This window comes from Pseudomonas sp. 8 R 14, assembly GCF_900005955.1.
Taxonomy (GTDB): Bacteria; Pseudomonadota; Gammaproteobacteria; order Pseudomonadales; family Pseudomonadaceae; genus Aquipseudomonas; species Aquipseudomonas marginalis.
In genome coordinates, this window is the sequence record NZ_CVTH01000027.1 from 151,066 (window position 1) to 166,423 (window position 15,358).

A 15,358-nucleotide genomic window follows, 5' to 3' on the forward strand; every position below is an offset into this window, starting at 1 on the left:
TCCCACACTGGATTGTGTTTACTTGAGAACAGCGTTTATTTCGCGCTGGTAAACGCCAACTTCACCCCAATCGCAATCAACACTGCTCCCATGGTCCGATCAAACCAATGCCCCATCCGTGCAAACCCGGCGCGCACGCGCTGCTGGCTGAACAACATCGCCACCAGGCAGAACCACAACGCCGTCGCCACCGCCAGGTACACGCCGTAGCCGGCCTGGATCGCCAGCGGTGTGTGCGGGTTGATCACCACGGTGAACAGCGACAGGAAGAACAACGTCGCCTTGGGGTTCAGGCCGTTGGTGACGAAGCCTGCGGTAAACGCGCCACGCGGGGTACGCTCGCCCGCTTCGCGGTGCAACTCGCCCTCGACGGCAGGCTTGGCCGGTTTGGCGCGCAGGGCCTTGAAGCCGATGTACAGCAGGTAGGCGGCGGCGGCCCATTTCAGTGCGTTGAACAACACGATGGACTGGGACACGATCAGGCCGATGCCAAGCAACGAATAGCCCACGTGCAGGAAAATCGCCGAGCCCACGCCCAACGCAGTCCAGGTTCCGGCGCGGCGGCCGTGGGTCACGCTCTCACGCACCACCACCGCGAAATCCGGGCCGGGGCTGGCCACCGCCAACAGGTGAATCAGGGCTACGGTCAAAAACTCGGCGGCGTACATACTCACTCCATTAAGTAACGGATTATTTCATCTGGTAGGCTCGGCAGATTACGCCTTCGAACCCTGTCGCAAAAGGTACAGTTGATGACGAACAATCGCCGCGCCGTCTTCCTTGATCACCCGTCCCTGGATCTGGGCGACCTCGATCTCAGCGAGTTGCGAGACAGTTTCAGCGACTTGCAGTTGTTGACAGGCACCACGCCGCAGAATGTGGTCGAGCGCCTGCAAGGCGCGCAGGTGGCGATCAGTAACAAAATCCCGCTCAACAGCGAGACCCTGGGGGCCTGCCCGGAACTCAAGTTGATCCTGGTATCGGCCACCGGCACCAACAACATCGACCTGGAAGCCGCCCGCGCCCATGGCATCACCGTGAGCAACTGCCAGGGCTACGGCACACCGTCGGTGGCGCAGCACACGATCATGCTGTTGCTCAACCTGGCGACGCGCCTGAAGGACTATCAACGCGATGTGAGCGCCGGCAAATGGCAAGAGGCCAAGCAGTTCTGCCTGCTGGACCACCCGATTGTCGAGCTGGAAGGCAAAACCCTCGGCCTGCTGGGCCATGGCGAATTGGGCAGTGCCGTGGCGCGCCTGGCCGAAGCCTTCGGGATGCGCGTGCTACTCGGCGCGATTCCCGGGCGCCCCGCCCGTGCCGACCGCGTGCCGCTGGATGAATTGCTCGCGCAGGTGGACGCACTCACCTTGCACTGCCCGCTCAATGAACACACCCGCGACTTTATCGGCGCCCGTGAACTGGCGCTGCTCAAGCCCGGCGCGTTCATCGTTAACACCGCGCGCGGTGGCTTGATCAACGAGCAGGCCCTGGCTGACGCGTTGCGCGGCGGCCACCTGGGCGGCGCAGCGACCGACGTGCTGAGTGTTGAGCCACCGGTCAATGGCAACCCGCTGCTGGCCGGCAATATTCCTCGACTGATCGTCACACCCCACAACGCCTGGGGCAGCCGTGAAGCGCGGCAGCGTATCGTCGGCCAACTGGCGGAAAACGCCCGGGGCTTTTTCAGCGGCGCCCCGCTGCGTGTCGTCAGTTGATAAACTGCGCTCCTTTTCAAGGAGCAGACCATGGATCCGCGCAGTGAAGTACTGCTTCGTCAGGCCGAACTTTTTCAAGGCAACCTGCTGCTGGTGGGTTTGCCCGCCGACGACCTGCTGGGTCGCCTGCCCAACGCCCACGGCTGGTGCTGGCATGCCGGCGACCAGGCGGCGCTCGACGCGCGCTTCCCGGAGCGCAGCCAGTTTGGGGTGAATGCGCCCGAGCGCGGGTTCGATGCGGCGGTGATCTTCCTGCCCAAGTCCAAGGACCTCACCGATTACCTGCTCAACGCAGTGGCAGCGCGACTGCCCGGCGCCGAGCTGTTCCTGGTAGGCGAGAAAAAAGGCGGTATCGAAAGCGCCGCCAGGCAAATGGCCCCGTATGGCAAACCGCGCAAGCTCGACAGCGCGCGGCATTGCCAGCTGTGGCAAATCACCGTGGCCAACGCCCCGCAAGCGGTCGAGCTGGAAAGCCTGGCGCAGGTGTTCGATGTGCCGCTGGCCGAAGGCCCGCTCAAGGTGGTGAGCCTGCCGGGTGTATTCAGCCACGGCCGTCTGGATCGCGGCACCGAGCTGTTGCTGGAACACTTGGACAAACTGCCGAGCGGCCATTTGCTCGACTTCGGTTGCGGCGCCGGCGTGTTGGGGGCGGCGGTCAAACGTCGCTACCCGCACAACAGCGTAACGATGCTGGATGTGGATGCTTTCGCCGCCGCCAGCAGTCGCCTGACCCTGGCCGCCAACGGCCTGGAAGCCGATGTGCTGACCGGTGATGGCATTGACGCTGCGCCGATGGGGTTGAATGCAATCTTGAGCAACCCACCGTTTCATGTCGGCGTGCACACCGACTATTTCGCCACGGAGAACCTGCTGCGAAAAGCGGCGAAACACCTGGCAAAAGGTGGCGAACTTCGCCTGGTGGCTAACAGCTTCCTGAAGTACCAGCCGTTGATCGAAGAGCATCTGGGCGTGTGTGCGGTCAAGGCCGAAGGCAATGGTTTTCGCATCTACCGTGCCAAGCGCGGCTGATGGCGGTTTGAAAAAGAACGCTTGCCGAATGGATTTTGCCTAGGCAGAATCCGCTCCGTCCTAGGGGAGTAGTCTCCCACGAGCGCCACGCTCGTCCGGCATACGTCAACATACTTGGTCAACAGGCCATGGCGTATGCGACCCAGGAGTCCGCACAGACGGACCGGGGTTTGACAAGACCTATGACACGCACACCTTACCCGGGGCGGGAAGGCTGTACGTGTCATAGCCGTGTCGACCCGCCCCTGGAAACCTACCTGATGCTGGATTCATTGCTCGTTCCTACCGCAATCGTTGCCTTGGCCGAAATCGGCGACAAGACGCAACTGCTCGCGCTCATCCTTGCTGCACGCTTTCGCAAGCCCTGGCCGATCATCGCCGGCATCGTCGCTGCAACCCTGGCCAACCATGCGGCCGCCGGTGCCGTGGGGGCCTGGTTCGGGAGTTTCTTCTCGGATGCGGTATTGCACTGGATTCTCGCGGCCAGCTTCTGCGCCACCGCGCTGTGGACCCTGGTGCCAGACAAACTCGACGACGACGAAGCCAGCACCACGCGCAAGTTCGGGCCGTTCCTGACCACGCTGATTGCATTCTTCCTGGCGGAAATCGGGGACAAGACCCAGATCGCCACGGTGATGCTCGCGGCGCAGTACCCGGAACTGTGGCTGGTGATTATCGGCACCACCCTGGGCATGTTGATTGCCAACGTGCCGGTGGTTCTGGCGGGGAATTTTGCGGCGGAGAAACTGCCGCTGACATTGATTCGCCGATTGGCGGCTACAGCGTTCTTTGTCCTGGCGATTGTGGCGGTGTACAAGGCCATGCAGAGCAGTGGCTGGATCTAAGCCAAACACGGAAGATGGTTTACCCTGATGCCTGTAGGAGCGAGCTTGCTCGCGAAAAACTCACCGGCGCCGCGTTTATTCAGGCAACACGCGTTATCGTTGACGTTTTTCGCGAGCAAGCTCGCTCCTACACGGCGTCGATCAGGACTTCTTGGCCTGCTGGTAGAGCGGCATCACCTTCGGAATCGCTGCCTGCAACGAGGCGATCCGGCTGTCGGAAGCCGGGTGAGTGCTCATGAACTCCGGCGGTGCGCCTTCCGAAGCCTTGGCCATCTTGTTCCACAGCGTGATCGCCGCGTTCGGGTTGTAGCCGGCACGGGCCGCCAGTTCCAGGCCGATCAGGTCCGCTTCGTTTTCATTGCTGCGGCTGTTGGGCAAGGTCATGCCGTAGTTGGCCACGGTATCGGCCAGCGCCAGGCTGTCCTGGCCCAGGCCGAACAACGCACCGGCGCCCTGCTTGGCCATCTCGATGCCGTAGGCCTTGGACATGGCTTCGCGGCCATGCTCACGCAAGGCGTGGGCGATTTCATGGCCCATCACCGCGGCCAGTTCATCGTCGGTGAGCTTGAGGTTGTCGATCAACGCGCTGTACACGAAGATCTTGCCGCCAGGCCCGCAGTTGGCGTTCATCTCATCGCTCTTGATCAGGTTCACTTCCCACTTCCACTGCGCCGCATCCGGGCGGAAGGTCGGCGCCTGGGCGATCAGGCGATTGGCGATCGCCTGCACGCGCTTGGCATTGGCGCTGGTCTTGTCCAACTGGCCTTTGCTGCTGGCCTCGCCCAGGGTCTGCTGGTAGGACTGGGCATACATCTGGTCGACTTCCTGGCTCGACAGCATGCTGAACATATATTGCTTGCGCTCAACCCCGACCGCGCCGCCGCTGGTGGTGTTGACCGACTGACACCCGGCCAGCAACACGCCTGCCGCCAATACACTTACGGCCAATGATTTCTTCATCAATACACTCTCCCTGAAAAGACGCCCTGAAAACATGGCGCGTATCGTAGGCGCTCATTTGTATCGGCGCCAGATACAACAGACGTGTAACCGATGAATTTCGGACACATCTCACACGCCCGGCAACTTCAGTGAGCAACCGGCCTCAGGCTCAGGCCGGGGTCAGGCACTCCGGCCCGTTGAGCTTGGGATCATTGACCATGTTGGCCAGGACTCGCTCACGCAATGGGACCGGCTCACTGGCCAGCAAGCCTTGCAACACATGCAAGGGCGTCTCGGGATCGAGCCAGGCGGCCTGACCCGCCGCGTCCAGAATCAACGGCCGGCGCTGATTCTGGGCGGCCTGGGTCACCACTGCCGTACTCAGCCACACCTGCTCCTGCACCGGGTACGCCTCCCAGATCGCTGCAAAAAACAGGGTCGAGCCCTCCCCCGGCGTCAGCCAGTACGGACGCTTGCGCTGGGTGCCGCGCCATTCGTAAAAGCCGTTGGCGGGCAGCAGGCAACGGCGCTGGCGAAATGCTTCGCGAAACATCGGTTGCTCGGCCAGGGTTTCGGCACGGGAATGGGCCGGGGTGCGGGAAAGGTCAGTCAGCCAGGGCGGCGTCAGGCCCCAGCGCGCCCGTGCCAGGGTGCGCTGGCCGTCATTTAGGCGCTGGATCAGCACCGAATCATTCGGGGAGATGTTCCACTGGGCCTGCTGGTCGGTCGGAAAGCCCGGCAGGGCAGCAAAGGTAGGGTTCCAGCGAAACAGGGCATAACGTCCACACATGGGGCAACACGACTCTTGGGTAAACCGACCGACAGCCTAACAGACCAATACGTCGGGGAAGCTGTCGGGTTCGTCGCCGGGCAGGGGTTGCGCACCGATATAGGCGGTAATCAGCTCGCGGGCTTCAGCCGCCAGGTCGTTGTCCACTTCCAGCCCCAGCAGGCCGAAGATCGGCAACTCCCCCGTGCCGCCGAGCAAATGGCGCCCTACCAGGTGCGCCTCGATGCCCTCGCTGGCGAGCATTTGCTGCAGCAACTCGCCTTCCATCAGGTTTTCCGGTTCGTAGATTCGCTGCATGGGCGTACCTGTTATTCGTTTTCACTGCGGGTTTCGAGCATCCACTCTTCACCATGGACCTGCAGGTTGAAAATGATCGGTCGGCAACACACCTGACAGTCCTCGATGTATGTCTGATCACCGCCGGATAAATCCACCGCGGTCTCTACCGCCTCACCACAATAAGGACAATCGTACAGAGCAGTTTCCAGCATCGCAGTCTCCCAGGTGACTTGTGCGTATAATCGCCGGTCTATTTACAGGGCTATTTTCCGGCCGGGCCAATTGCCCGGACGCTCCCTGGTATTTCCTTTACTTACCCTAGCCGTTTCTAACAAGAGAGCATGATGGGCGAATTCGATACCATCCGACCTTACAACGACAGCGAAGTCCCGGCAGTGCTGGCCCGGCTGTTCAGTGACAAGGCCTTTCTGGACATCCTGACCCACTTCCGCTTCCCGCGCTTTGCCGGCGCCCTGGGCTGGCTGCTCAAGCCGATGATCGCGCGCAAACTGCGCCGCGAGTTCGCCGGTGTCACCACCGTGGCCACGCTTCAGGACAAAGTCGAGTATTACGTCGACCACACCATTGACCGGGCGACCGACGGCGTGACCTACACCGGCGTCGAACAGCTCAAATCCGGCACCGCCTACCTGTTCCTGGCCAACCACCGCGACATCGTGATGGACCCGGCCTTCGTCAACTATGCCGTCTACCACGCCGGCCTGCCGACGCCACGCATCGCCATCGGCGATAACCTGCTGCAAAAGCCGTTTGTCAGTGACCTGATGCGCCTGAACAAGAGCTTCATCGTGCACCGTTCGATCACCGGGCGAAAGGAGAAGATGGCGGCGTTCAACCTGCTGTCGGCCTATATCAACCATTCGATCCGCAACGACTGCCAGTCGATCTGGATCGCCCAGGCCGAAGGCCGCGCCAAGGACGGGGATGACCGCACCGAGTCGGCGATCCTCAAGATGTTCCATGTCAGCCGCAAGGACGAGCCGTTTGCCGAAGTGATCCAGTCACTCAACCTGACGCCGGTGTCCATCAGCTACGAGTACGACCCGTGCGATGCCGCCAAGGCCCGCGAACTGTATATCCGCGCCACCACCGGCACCTACGTCAAGGCGCAAGGCGAGGATGACGTCAGCATTGCCCTGGGCATCACCGGCTACAAAGGCCGCGTACATATCAACTTCGCGCCGCCGATTACCGAGCGTTTCGAAGACACCAAGGTCCTGGCCGTGGAAATGGATCGGCAGATTCTCGGCGGCTACCGGCTGTTCCCGGTGCACTACCTGGCGTACGCCCAGTGGAGCGATGCCGACCCGCAGTTGCAGGTGCCGAAGGCGGCCGACGTGTTCCCGGCGGATGAACTGGCCAAGGCGAAGGCGGAGTGGGAGCGGCGCTTGAACGAATGCCCGGCCGAGCACCGGCCTTTCCTGGTGGTGCAATACGCGACGCCAGTGCGCAATCAGTATCGGGTCAAGGCTGGAATCCCGCTGTAACCACCGATCAAGAAAATATGGGAGGAGGCAAGCCCCCTCCCACATTGGTTCTGCGTTTTTTTAGATTCGGGTGCTGAGCCAGGAAGTAGCCAGCGCCAGTCCAAGGCAGGCGAACCCGATGCGGTAAGCCACACGGTGCGCCCGCTCGGTGCGCACATCCAGGAACAGCATGGGCTGGTCGATTGCGCGATCTTCACTTTGCGCCGTCAGTTCAGCCATGGCGCGTTGCTCGCGCAGGCGGGTGATGAACAGCAGCGCAGCGCCTGGGCAGGCCACTGATAAAGCCACGGCATTGATCAATAGTGCGGGCAGCGCCATCGCAAACCTCGATGAAACAGTCTGTGGGTATCGGTTCAGATACAAACCTTGACGGTAGTGGCCTCGAGCACCAAAACCGCTCCATCTCCCATGGACGGCTAATGTATCCAGTAATTTACGCCGTCACCTGAACGTCACCTTAACAAGCCACTCTGTTGCCCTTCGAACATTCAGGAGCTTGTCATGCTGCACGCGCACAACCAGGATCGGCTGTATCTGATTGCCCAAAGCGACGAGCAGGAGGCGCTGATCGGCGGCCTGGCGTTCAACGTGCAGGACCGCCACTGGCTGGTGTATTGCGCCCTTGGCGGGCACCAGCATGCGGACTTGCCCGAGGCCGATCTGTTGACGGGGGTGAGCATGCTGGACTTTTGTATCGACACGGCCGCGTGAAACTGAAGGCATAAAAAAACCGGACTCATCGCTGAGCCCGGTTTTTTTGTTTGAGCGATTACTGCGAGCTGAGCAATGAACCGATGCTTGGGTCCTTGAACAGGCGGGTCAAGGCATCGCTCAGGACGTCGCTGACCAGCCTGGTGTTGGTTTCCTGGTTAGGCGACATGCCGAAGCGCTGGTTCAGCGACGCACCGTAACGGCCGCTGTAGCGACGGGTGCCGGCGGTGACGTCGGACTTGAAGGTGGCGCCAATGGACGCCTCGGTCACGTAAAGACCGTCTTTAGGCGACTGATACTTCAACTCGGCCAGGGTGATCGTCAACTGCGGAGCGCCCGGCGCGTTGGGGCTGGGGGTGAAACCCAGCAGGCGCACGGCCGCTTCCGCCTGGGCTTGCAGCTTGGGCAGCACGTCTTGAGCGTTCACCGACACCAGGGCGGTTTCCGGGTACAGGCCACCGCGCGAACCGAGTGTCGGCGACGGACGACCGTCCACCACCCGTACCGACACCGGCTGGCCATGGCCCACCGGGGCCAGCTGCGTGGTGATTTTCGGTTCCGGGGTCAGTTGCTGCGGGCTGTTGGCGCAGCCAACCAGGGTCAAGCTGGTCACAGTGATCAAACCGAACAACAGGCGTTGCAACATGCGCTTCTCTCCAGAAATCAGGTACCGACAGGCCGGCAGTATAGCGGGGCGCCCCTGCAGGGAACTAGCGTCAGTTACAACCTGTGACCCGGGGCTTCGCCTGCGGTTCGATGTCACCGATATGTCATAGCCGTTACATGGGCTCGTCATCCCGGGCTGGCATGCTTGGCCTCAATCTCAGGAGGTTGATCGCCATGCATTTTCTCTGGTCGCTGTTTACGCGCAAGCCCGCCCTTCGCCAGTTCGCCCTGCTCGATGCGCAAGGCCGTTGCCAGGCGTTCAAAGCGTGCTGCCAGCCTCCCGTCGGCGAAGGCTGGGTGGAAATCGAAGAAATTCGCCTGAGCTGGATGCATCATCCGTTGCCGGCTCGCGCCCGTGTAAGCCCACGCCCTGCGCGGTCGCTACGTCACCAGGCGTTGGCCGCCTGACCGAACGCCTAATAAAAGTCATAAAACCCGCCCATTTCCCCGGCGTTCTTCGCTACAATCTCCCCCCGATTATAAGGACGTCTCCTGATCGGGCCTCGCAGCATCGTTAATGCCTCGGTATTAACCCCAAGAATCGCCCACAGAGAGCCGCCCACACAGATCCTGTGAAGCTGGCGCGCTTGCTGTTTCCTTTGCAATCCACCCGCCTTTACCGAATCTGCCAGAGCTGCCATTGCGCTCGGCCACTTGAGTTGTTTGCCCGTTTTGCCGCGTGTCGGCAGAGGTTTGCGGGCCAGGTGCCAGGCCGGGGCAGCCCTTTTTTGAGGTTCACGTCTTCAAAAGAGCGTGAAAAAAACGGGTTTTCACAACTTCACAAGAGTGTGGCGAGCAAATGAATAGTTTGGCGTTTGTACAAGCACCATCAGCGTCTGGAACAGCCCAACCACACAGGCCCGAGTACTCCGCAAACACCGGAGCTTGAGCCTGTCCGCTACGGATTGATTGCACGAATCGCACGCTTTGACCATAAGTCGAATTGCCACAGGCGCCCATGAATGCGTTCATAGGCAGATCAGGCCGGGCAGGAAGCGTGTGCTGAATGTGCAAGGAATTGCGAAACGGACATGGCGATCCTGGCCATGGGTAACCTGGGGCAACACGTGAAACGCCCCGTCACTCCTGGCAGCCATGCCGTCAATTTGGTGCTGCAGATTTTGGAGACGCGTTAAATGGCGCATAACGAAGCAGTCGACGTAGTACTGGTAGGGGCCGGCATCATGAGTGCCACCCTGGCCGTACTGCTCAAAGAGCTCGACCCCGGCCTCAAGCTGGAAGTCGTTGAGCTGATGGACTCGGGTGCCGCGGAAAGTTCCAACCCGTGGAACAACGCCGGTACCGGCCACGCCGGGCTGTGTGAGCTGAACTACACGCCCCAGGCCGCCGATGGCTCCATCGACATAAAGAAAGCCGTGCACATCAACACCCAGTTCGAGGTGTCGAAGCAGTTCTGGGCCTACCTGACCAGGAAGGGCACCTTTGGCTCGTCCAAGTCCTTTATCAGCCCGGTGCCGCACCTGAGCTTCGTGCAGGGCGAAAAAGGCGTGGAGTTCCTCAGGAAGCGCTTTGAAACCCTCAGCCAGCACCATGCGTTCTCGGACATGCACTACACCGAAGACCGCAGCGAAATGGCCGAGTGGATGCCGCTGATGATGCCGGGGCGCCCGCTCGACGAAAAAATCGCGGCCACCCGTGTGATGAACGGCACCGACGTCAACTTCGGCGCCCTGACCAACCAGTTGCTCACTCACCTGACCAGCTCCCCGGGCGCTCAGGTCAAGTACAGCAAGCGCGTGACCGGCCTCAAGCGTAACGGCGCAGGCTGGACCGTGAGCATCAAGGACGTCAACAGCGGCAACAGCCGCGAAGTGGACGCCAAGTTCGTGTTCCTCGGCGCCGGTGGCGCGGCCCTGCCGCTGCTGCAGGCCTCGGGTATCGAAGAAAGCAAAGGGTTTGGCGGTTTCCCGGTCAGCGGCCAGTGGCTGCGTTGCGACAACCCGGAAGTGGTCAAGCACCACCAGGCCAAGGTCTACAGCCAGGCCGCTGTGGGCTCGCCGCCGATGTCCGTGCCGCACCTGGACACCCGCGTAGTCGACGGCAAGAAATCCCTGCTGTTCGGGCCCTACGCCGGCTTCACCACCAAGTTCCTCAAGCACGGCTCGTTCCTCGACCTGCCGCTGTCGGTTCGCGCCGGCAACATTGGCCCGATGCTGGCCGTGGCCCGCGACAACATGGACCTGACCAAGTACCTGGTCAGCGAAGTGATGCAGTCCATGGAGCAGCGCCTGGAATCCCTGCGTCGCTTCTACCCTGAAGCGAAAGCCGAAGACTGGCGCCTGGAAGTGGCCGGCCAACGGGTGCAGATCATCAAGAAAGACCCGAAGAAAGGCGGCGTGCTGCAATTTGGCACCGAGCTGGTCGCGGCTAAAGATGGCTCACTGGCAGCACTGCTGGGTGCGTCCCCAGGCGCTTCGGTGACCGTGTCGATCATGCTGGAACTGATCGAGCGGTGCTTCCCGCAGAAAACTGCCGGTGAGTGGGCGACCAAGCTGCACGAGATCTTCCCGGCACGGGAGAAGGTCCTGGAGACTGATGCCGAGCTGTATCGCAAGATCAATACGCAGAACAACATCAGCCTCGAACTGGTTGAATCTGCCGCCGAGACCGGTAGGAGCGAGCTTGCTCGCGAAGATCGTTAACGATAACGCAGCGCATCTGGTTTAACGCGGCGTTCTCTGTTTTTTCGCGAGCAAGCTCGCTCCTACAGTAAAAAGCAAAAACGCCCCGTTCTCGCGATGAGAACGGGGCGCTTTTTGTGGCCGGGAATAATCAGCCGCGGGCGTTGTCGATCAGCTCGATATAGTCGGCGGCGTTGCGCTGGTCCTTGATCAGGTCGACAAAGGTCTGGCCGTGCTCATCCTTGCCATCCAGGTCCAAACCGGCCGCCTTGAAGAAAACCAGGAAGCGTTCGAAGTCGTCGATACGCAGGCCACGGTAGGCCTTGATCAGTTTGTGCAGGGACGGGGAAGTCGCGTCAACCGGCTCGAAGTCCAGGAACAACTTGATCTGGTCGTCGCCGATCTCGTCACCAATCACCTGTTTCTTATCTTTACGCATTACCGACTCCAGCCAGCAGACATTTACACGGGGTTTGAAGTCTACCTGCGAGGCGCAGGCTTCGAAAGCGGTGAAGAACCAATGTGGACGGGGGCAAGCCCTTCCCACATTGGTTCTTCAGTGTTTTTGCTATTTGCTACGAACAGCACCGGTATGCAAATCCGCCCAGACATGCCCGTTGGCGTAACTGAGGAACTGCACATACACCGCGTCATTGCGCAGCAGGTCGACAATCACTCGGTACTGGGCCACCGGGTAGGACAGGGTCAAGGTTTTGCTCTTGTCATCGTAGACCGGCTTTTTCAAGCTTTTGCTTTCGGCATCGAAGTTGAGCACCACCTGGCTGATAGTCGCGCCTTTGTTCAGGGACTTGCCCTTGAGACGGATCATCAGCGGCGAGGTCACCGGGATCGGTTGTTGCGTGGATTGACGCTGGTTGCCCACCACCACCGCATACTCGGTGACTTGCAGCAGTTGCTGCTGGTCAGGGGTTTCGGCGCGCAGGGTCAGATCGTCCGGCGGCAGGAACTGCGCATGCATCGGCGCAGGCGCCGCAGCCAGCGGCAGACTGAGGGTCAACGCCAGGGCGGCGCAGGTGCGTATCAACAGGCTCATGGGCCGCTCCGCAAGAGGTGGCCCAGCACTGTAGCTCAATCGAACTGGGCAAGCATCCAGCGTTGATACTCGGCCACATTGGCGTCGCCTTCACGGGGCGCCCAATCGGCCAGTTCGCCTTCGCCCACCGGCCGATAAGGCCCGGCCTTGCACTCGAACATCACCGTGTCGGGGGCGAGCACCACCAGGCCATGGAACACGCCGGGCGGCAGGTCGACGCCCGAGCATTCGCCGCCGGCCTGCATCACGCGCTTGGCGAGCACCTCGCCGGTGTCGCTGAACACCAGCAAGCCCAAGCGACCCTGGAGGACCAGCAAGGTTTCCGCCTTATCCGCGCTCAAGTGCCGATGTGGCGGCACATACGTGCTGGGCTGCAGGCCCACGGCCAGGCGATGGCACGGTTCTTCCATCTGATGAAAGTTGTGATGATGCCGGCCACGGGGGCTGGCGCCCGCTTTCTCGGCCAACTCGGCAAACAGCGTCTGATCAAGAAAGCGAGTCATAGGTTACATACCTTTGACGGCGTAGATTCCATTGGCGTTGCGCCAGTAGCCCTTGTAATCCATACCGTAACCGAAGATGTAGCGATCGATGCACGGCAGGCCGACGAAATCGGCTTTCAACTCGGGACGGGCCTTGCGGTCGTGGTCTTTGTCGATCAGCACGGCGGTGTGCACCTTACGTGCGCCAGCGTGTTTGCAGAAGTCGATGATCGCGCCCAGGGTGTGGCCCTCATCGAGGATGTCGTCGATGATCAGCACATCGCGGTCGATGAACGAAACTTCCGGCTTGGCTTTCCAGAACAGGTCACCGCCGCTGGTTTCGTTGCGATAGCGGGTGGCGTGCAGGTAGGACGCTTCCAACGGGAACTGCAGGTGAGTCAGCAATTTGCCGGCGAAGATCAGGCCACCGTTCATCACGCAGAAGACCACCGGGTTGGTGTCGGCCATTTCGCGGGTGATGTGTGCGCCAACCTTAGCGATCGCTGCTTCGACTTGCGCTTCGGTGTACAGGCAGTCAGCCTCGCGCATGATTTGACGGATATGCTCGAGATCAGCGGACATGGCGCTCTCCAAGGGGTGCTGTGGCAAGAAAAGCGGGCGAAGGTACGCTTCTCATGCGCTCCGAGCAAGCCTTAATGGACTAACGTACTAGATGTCTATAGGACAACACCCTCGGATAGATTAATCTAGGCCGGTTTTTTTGCCCGCCGCCGGAGCCTTTCCCATGCCCACTCGCGAGATCCGCCACCCGCTGATCCGACACAAACTCGGCCTTATGCGCCGTGCCGACATCAGCACGAAGAATTTCCGTGAGCTTGCTCAGGAAGTTGGAGCGCTGCTCACTTACGAAGCCACCAAAGATTTGCCCCTGGAAACCTACGACATCGAAGGTTGGGCAGGCACTGTCCAGGTCGAGAAAATCGCCGGTAAGAAAATTACCGTGGTGCCGATCCTGCGTGCCGGTATCGGCATGCTCGAAGGCGTGCTCAGCCTGATCCCGGGCGCCAAGGTCAGCGCCGTCGGCGTCGCCCGCAACGAAGAAACCCTGCAGGCCCACACTTATCTGGAAAAACTCGTACCGGAAATCAACGAGCGCCTGGCCATGATCATCGACCCGATGCTCGCTACCGGCAGCTCCATGGTTGCCACCATCGACCTGCTGAAAAAAGCCGGTTGCCGGGACATCCGCGCCATGGTGCTGGTGGCCGCGCCCGAAGGCATCGCCGCCGTCGAGAAAGCCCACCCGGACGTGCAGATCTACACCGCTTCCATCGATGAGCGCCTGAACGAACACGGTTACATCATCCCAGGCCTGGGCGATGCCGGTGACAAGATCTTCGGCACCAAGCAGAAGGACGCGTGAGCATGCAGGATGAATTCAACGACCCGCTTTGGCGCCAGATCCTGTCTGGCGCACAGATGCTCTTCGTAGCATTTGGCGCGCTGGTGTTGATGCCACTGATCACAGGTCTTGATCCAAACGTCGCCCTGTTCACCGCCGGCCTGGGCACGCTGTTGTTCCAACTGGTGACAGGGCGGCAGGTGCCGGTCTTCCTGGCGTCGAGCTTTGCCTTCATTACCCCGATCATTCTTGCCAAGGGCCAGTTCGGCCTCGCAGCGACCATGGGCGGGGTGATGGCGGCCGGTTTTGTCTATACCTTCCTCGGCCTGGCCGTGAAGATCAAAGGCACCGGTTTCATCGACCGCCTGCTGCCACCCGTGGTGATCGGCCCGGTGATCATTTCCATCGGCCTGGCCATGGCACCGATTGCCGCGAACATGGCGATGGGTAAATCCGGCGATGGCGCCGAGTTGATTCATTACCAGACGGCGATGATGATCTCGATGCCGGCGCTGCTGACCACGTTGATCGTCGCGGTGTTCGGCAAGGGTATCTTCCGCCTGGTGCCGATCATCTCCGGCGTGCTGGTGGGCTTTGCCATGGCGTTCTACTTCGGCGTGGTCGACACGGCGAAGATCGCCGCCGCCCCGTGGTTCGCCCTGCCCCACTTCACCGCGCCGGAGTTCAACTGGCAGGCGATCCTGTTTATCGTCCCAGTGGCCCTGGCCCCGGCGATCGAACACATCGGCGGCGTGATTGCGGTGGGCAGCGTGACCGGTCGCGACTACCTGAAGAAGCCTGGCCTTCACCGCACCCTGCTCGGTGACGGGATCGCCACCACGGCCGCCGGCCTGTTTGGCGGCCCGCCGAACACCACCTACGCCGAAGTGACGGGCGCGGTGATGCTGACCAAGAACTACAACCCAAAGATCATGACCTGGGCGGCAGTGTTTGCCATCAGCCTGGCGTTCATCGGCAAATTCGGCGCACTGCTGCAAAGCATCCCGGTGCCGGTGATGGGCGGGATCCTGTGCCTGCTGTTCGGCTCGATTGCCGCGGTGGGGATGAACACCTTGATCCGCCACAGGATCGACCTGGGTGAAGCGCGCAATCTGGTGATTGTGTCGGTGACCCTGGTGTTCGGGATTGGTGGGGTGCTGGTGGGAACCGGGACCGGTCCGGATGACTTCGGCCTGAAAGGCATTGCCCTGTGTGCGGTGGTAGCGATTGGCCTGAACCTGTTGCTGCCGGGCAATGATGGCTGGAAGAACAAGAAGCCGGATGAGCCGCTGATCTAACACATATGGCAGAACCTAATGTGGGAGGGGG

20 protein-coding genes and 1 riboswitch are annotated in these 15,358 nt (G+C 61.1%); of the genes, 9 read left to right on the forward strand and 11 right to left on the reverse strand.

Annotated elements, in window-relative coordinates; genetic code table 11:
- Positions 1–35: 35 nt before the first annotated feature.
- Complete coding sequence (locus BFQ01_RS03725) at positions 36–668, reverse strand: LysE family translocator (RefSeq protein ID WP_065924273.1); 633 nt, start codon at positions 666–668, stop codon at positions 36–38.
- A gap of 84 nt (positions 669–752) precedes the next feature.
- Between BFQ01_RS03725 and BFQ01_RS03730 the strand changes: the two genes are divergently transcribed.
- The 3 genes from BFQ01_RS03730 to BFQ01_RS03740 all read left to right on the forward strand — a co-directional run bounded on the left by BFQ01_RS03730 (position 753) and on the right by BFQ01_RS03740 (position 3,592).
- Complete coding sequence (locus tag BFQ01_RS03730) at positions 753–1,718, forward strand: 2-hydroxyacid dehydrogenase (protein ID WP_065924274.1); 966 nt, start codon at positions 753–755, stop codon at positions 1,716–1,718.
- Between the two features lie 30 nt (positions 1,719–1,748).
- A complete protein-coding gene (locus tag BFQ01_RS03735; protein WP_065924275.1) occupies positions 1,749–2,747 on the forward strand; it encodes a class I SAM-dependent methyltransferase in 999 nt (332 codons plus the stop codon).
- A 51-nt stretch (positions 2,748–2,798) separates the two neighbouring features.
- Positions 2,799–2,918: riboswitch (yybP-ykoY riboswitch) on the forward strand.
- 89 nt (positions 2,919–3,007) lie between these two features.
- On the forward strand, positions 3,008–3,592 hold the full coding sequence (locus BFQ01_RS03740; RefSeq protein ID WP_005784895.1) for a TMEM165/GDT1 family protein: 585 nt from the start codon (positions 3,008–3,010) through the stop codon (positions 3,590–3,592).
- A 141-nt stretch (positions 3,593–3,733) separates the two neighbouring features.
- On the opposite strand, the gene BFQ01_RS03745 is transcribed toward BFQ01_RS03740, so the two are convergent.
- The 4 genes from BFQ01_RS03745 to BFQ01_RS03760 form a co-directional block, all read right to left on the reverse strand.
- Positions 3,734–4,552: a M48 family metallopeptidase gene (locus BFQ01_RS03745; RefSeq protein ID WP_027604784.1), complete on the reverse strand. Its 819-nt coding sequence runs from the start codon at positions 4,550–4,552 to the stop codon at positions 3,734–3,736.
- 151 nt (positions 4,553–4,703) lie between these two features.
- Positions 4,704–5,324, reverse strand: a complete 621-nt coding sequence (locus tag BFQ01_RS03750) for an SOS response-associated peptidase (protein ID WP_065924276.1) — start codon at positions 5,322–5,324, stop codon at positions 4,704–4,706.
- Between the two features lie 36 nt (positions 5,325–5,360).
- On the reverse strand, positions 5,361–5,621 hold the full coding sequence (locus tag BFQ01_RS03755) for a putative signal transducing protein (protein WP_065924277.1): 261 nt from the start codon (positions 5,619–5,621) through the stop codon (positions 5,361–5,363).
- An 11-nt stretch (positions 5,622–5,632) separates the two neighbouring features.
- Positions 5,633–5,815 (reverse strand): CPXCG motif-containing cysteine-rich protein, encoded by a 183-nt coding sequence (locus tag BFQ01_RS03760; protein WP_027604787.1) that lies wholly within the window; start codon positions 5,813–5,815, stop codon positions 5,633–5,635.
- A gap of 132 nt (positions 5,816–5,947) precedes the next feature.
- On the opposite strand from BFQ01_RS03760, the gene BFQ01_RS03765 reads away from it, so the two are divergent.
- Positions 5,948–7,111: a 1-acyl-sn-glycerol-3-phosphate acyltransferase gene (locus tag BFQ01_RS03765; protein ID WP_174556991.1), complete on the forward strand. Its 1,164-nt coding sequence runs from the start codon at positions 5,948–5,950 to the stop codon at positions 7,109–7,111.
- 60 nt (positions 7,112–7,171) lie between these two features.
- On the opposite strand, the gene BFQ01_RS03770 is transcribed toward BFQ01_RS03765, so the two are convergent.
- Positions 7,172–7,429: a hypothetical protein gene (locus BFQ01_RS03770; RefSeq protein ID WP_065924279.1), complete on the reverse strand. Its 258-nt coding sequence runs from the start codon at positions 7,427–7,429 to the stop codon at positions 7,172–7,174.
- 183 nt (positions 7,430–7,612) lie between these two features.
- Here BFQ01_RS03770 and BFQ01_RS03775 point away from each other — a divergent pair, with 183 nt between their 5' ends.
- The gene (locus tag BFQ01_RS03775; protein ID WP_027604790.1) at positions 7,613–7,822 is read left to right on the forward strand and encodes a hypothetical protein; all 210 of its coding nucleotides are present in this window, start codon (positions 7,613–7,615) and stop codon (positions 7,820–7,822) included.
- 58 nt (positions 7,823–7,880) lie between these two features.
- Here the strand turns inward: BFQ01_RS03775 and BFQ01_RS03780 are convergent, their stop codons facing one another.
- Positions 7,881–8,468 (reverse strand): YajG family lipoprotein, encoded by a 588-nt coding sequence (locus BFQ01_RS03780; protein WP_065924280.1) that lies wholly within the window; start codon positions 8,466–8,468, stop codon positions 7,881–7,883.
- A gap of 194 nt (positions 8,469–8,662) precedes the next feature.
- Between BFQ01_RS03780 and BFQ01_RS03785 the strand changes: the two genes are divergently transcribed.
- Positions 8,663–8,896: a hypothetical protein gene (locus tag BFQ01_RS03785; RefSeq protein ID WP_065924281.1), complete on the forward strand. Its 234-nt coding sequence runs from the start codon at positions 8,663–8,665 to the stop codon at positions 8,894–8,896.
- Positions 8,897–9,624: 728 nt separating this feature from the next.
- Complete coding sequence (gene mqo, locus BFQ01_RS03790; RefSeq protein ID WP_065924282.1) at positions 9,625–11,151, forward strand: malate dehydrogenase (quinone); 1,527 nt, start codon at positions 9,625–9,627, stop codon at positions 11,149–11,151.
- Between the two features lie 130 nt (positions 11,152–11,281).
- On the opposite strand, the gene BFQ01_RS03795 is transcribed toward mqo, so the two are convergent.
- From BFQ01_RS03795 to BFQ01_RS03810, 4 genes are all read right to left on the reverse strand, one after another.
- A complete protein-coding gene (locus BFQ01_RS03795; RefSeq protein WP_027604794.1) occupies positions 11,282–11,569 on the reverse strand; it encodes a PA4642 family protein in 288 nt (95 codons plus the stop codon).
- A gap of 129 nt (positions 11,570–11,698) precedes the next feature.
- Positions 11,699–12,184, reverse strand: coding sequence for a hypothetical protein (locus BFQ01_RS03800; protein ID WP_065924283.1), 486 nt, complete (start codon positions 12,182–12,184; stop codon positions 11,699–11,701).
- Between the two features lie 35 nt (positions 12,185–12,219).
- Positions 12,220–12,687, reverse strand: coding sequence for a WbuC family cupin fold metalloprotein (locus tag BFQ01_RS03805; protein ID WP_065924284.1), 468 nt, complete (start codon positions 12,685–12,687; stop codon positions 12,220–12,222).
- A gap of 3 nt (positions 12,688–12,690) precedes the next feature.
- A complete protein-coding gene (locus tag BFQ01_RS03810; protein ID WP_027604797.1) occupies positions 12,691–13,248 on the reverse strand; it encodes a hypoxanthine-guanine phosphoribosyltransferase in 558 nt (185 codons plus the stop codon).
- 163 nt (positions 13,249–13,411) lie between these two features.
- Between BFQ01_RS03810 and upp the strand changes: the two genes are divergently transcribed.
- Together upp and BFQ01_RS03820 are read left to right on the forward strand one after the other, a co-directional pair.
- Complete coding sequence (gene upp / locus BFQ01_RS03815) at positions 13,412–14,050, forward strand: uracil phosphoribosyltransferase (RefSeq protein ID WP_027604798.1); 639 nt, start codon at positions 13,412–13,414, stop codon at positions 14,048–14,050.
- Positions 14,051–14,052: 2 nt separating this feature from the next.
- Positions 14,053–15,327, forward strand: coding sequence for a uracil-xanthine permease family protein (locus BFQ01_RS03820; RefSeq protein WP_027604799.1), 1,275 nt, complete (start codon positions 14,053–14,055; stop codon positions 15,325–15,327).
- Positions 15,328–15,358: the final 31 nt, after the last annotated feature.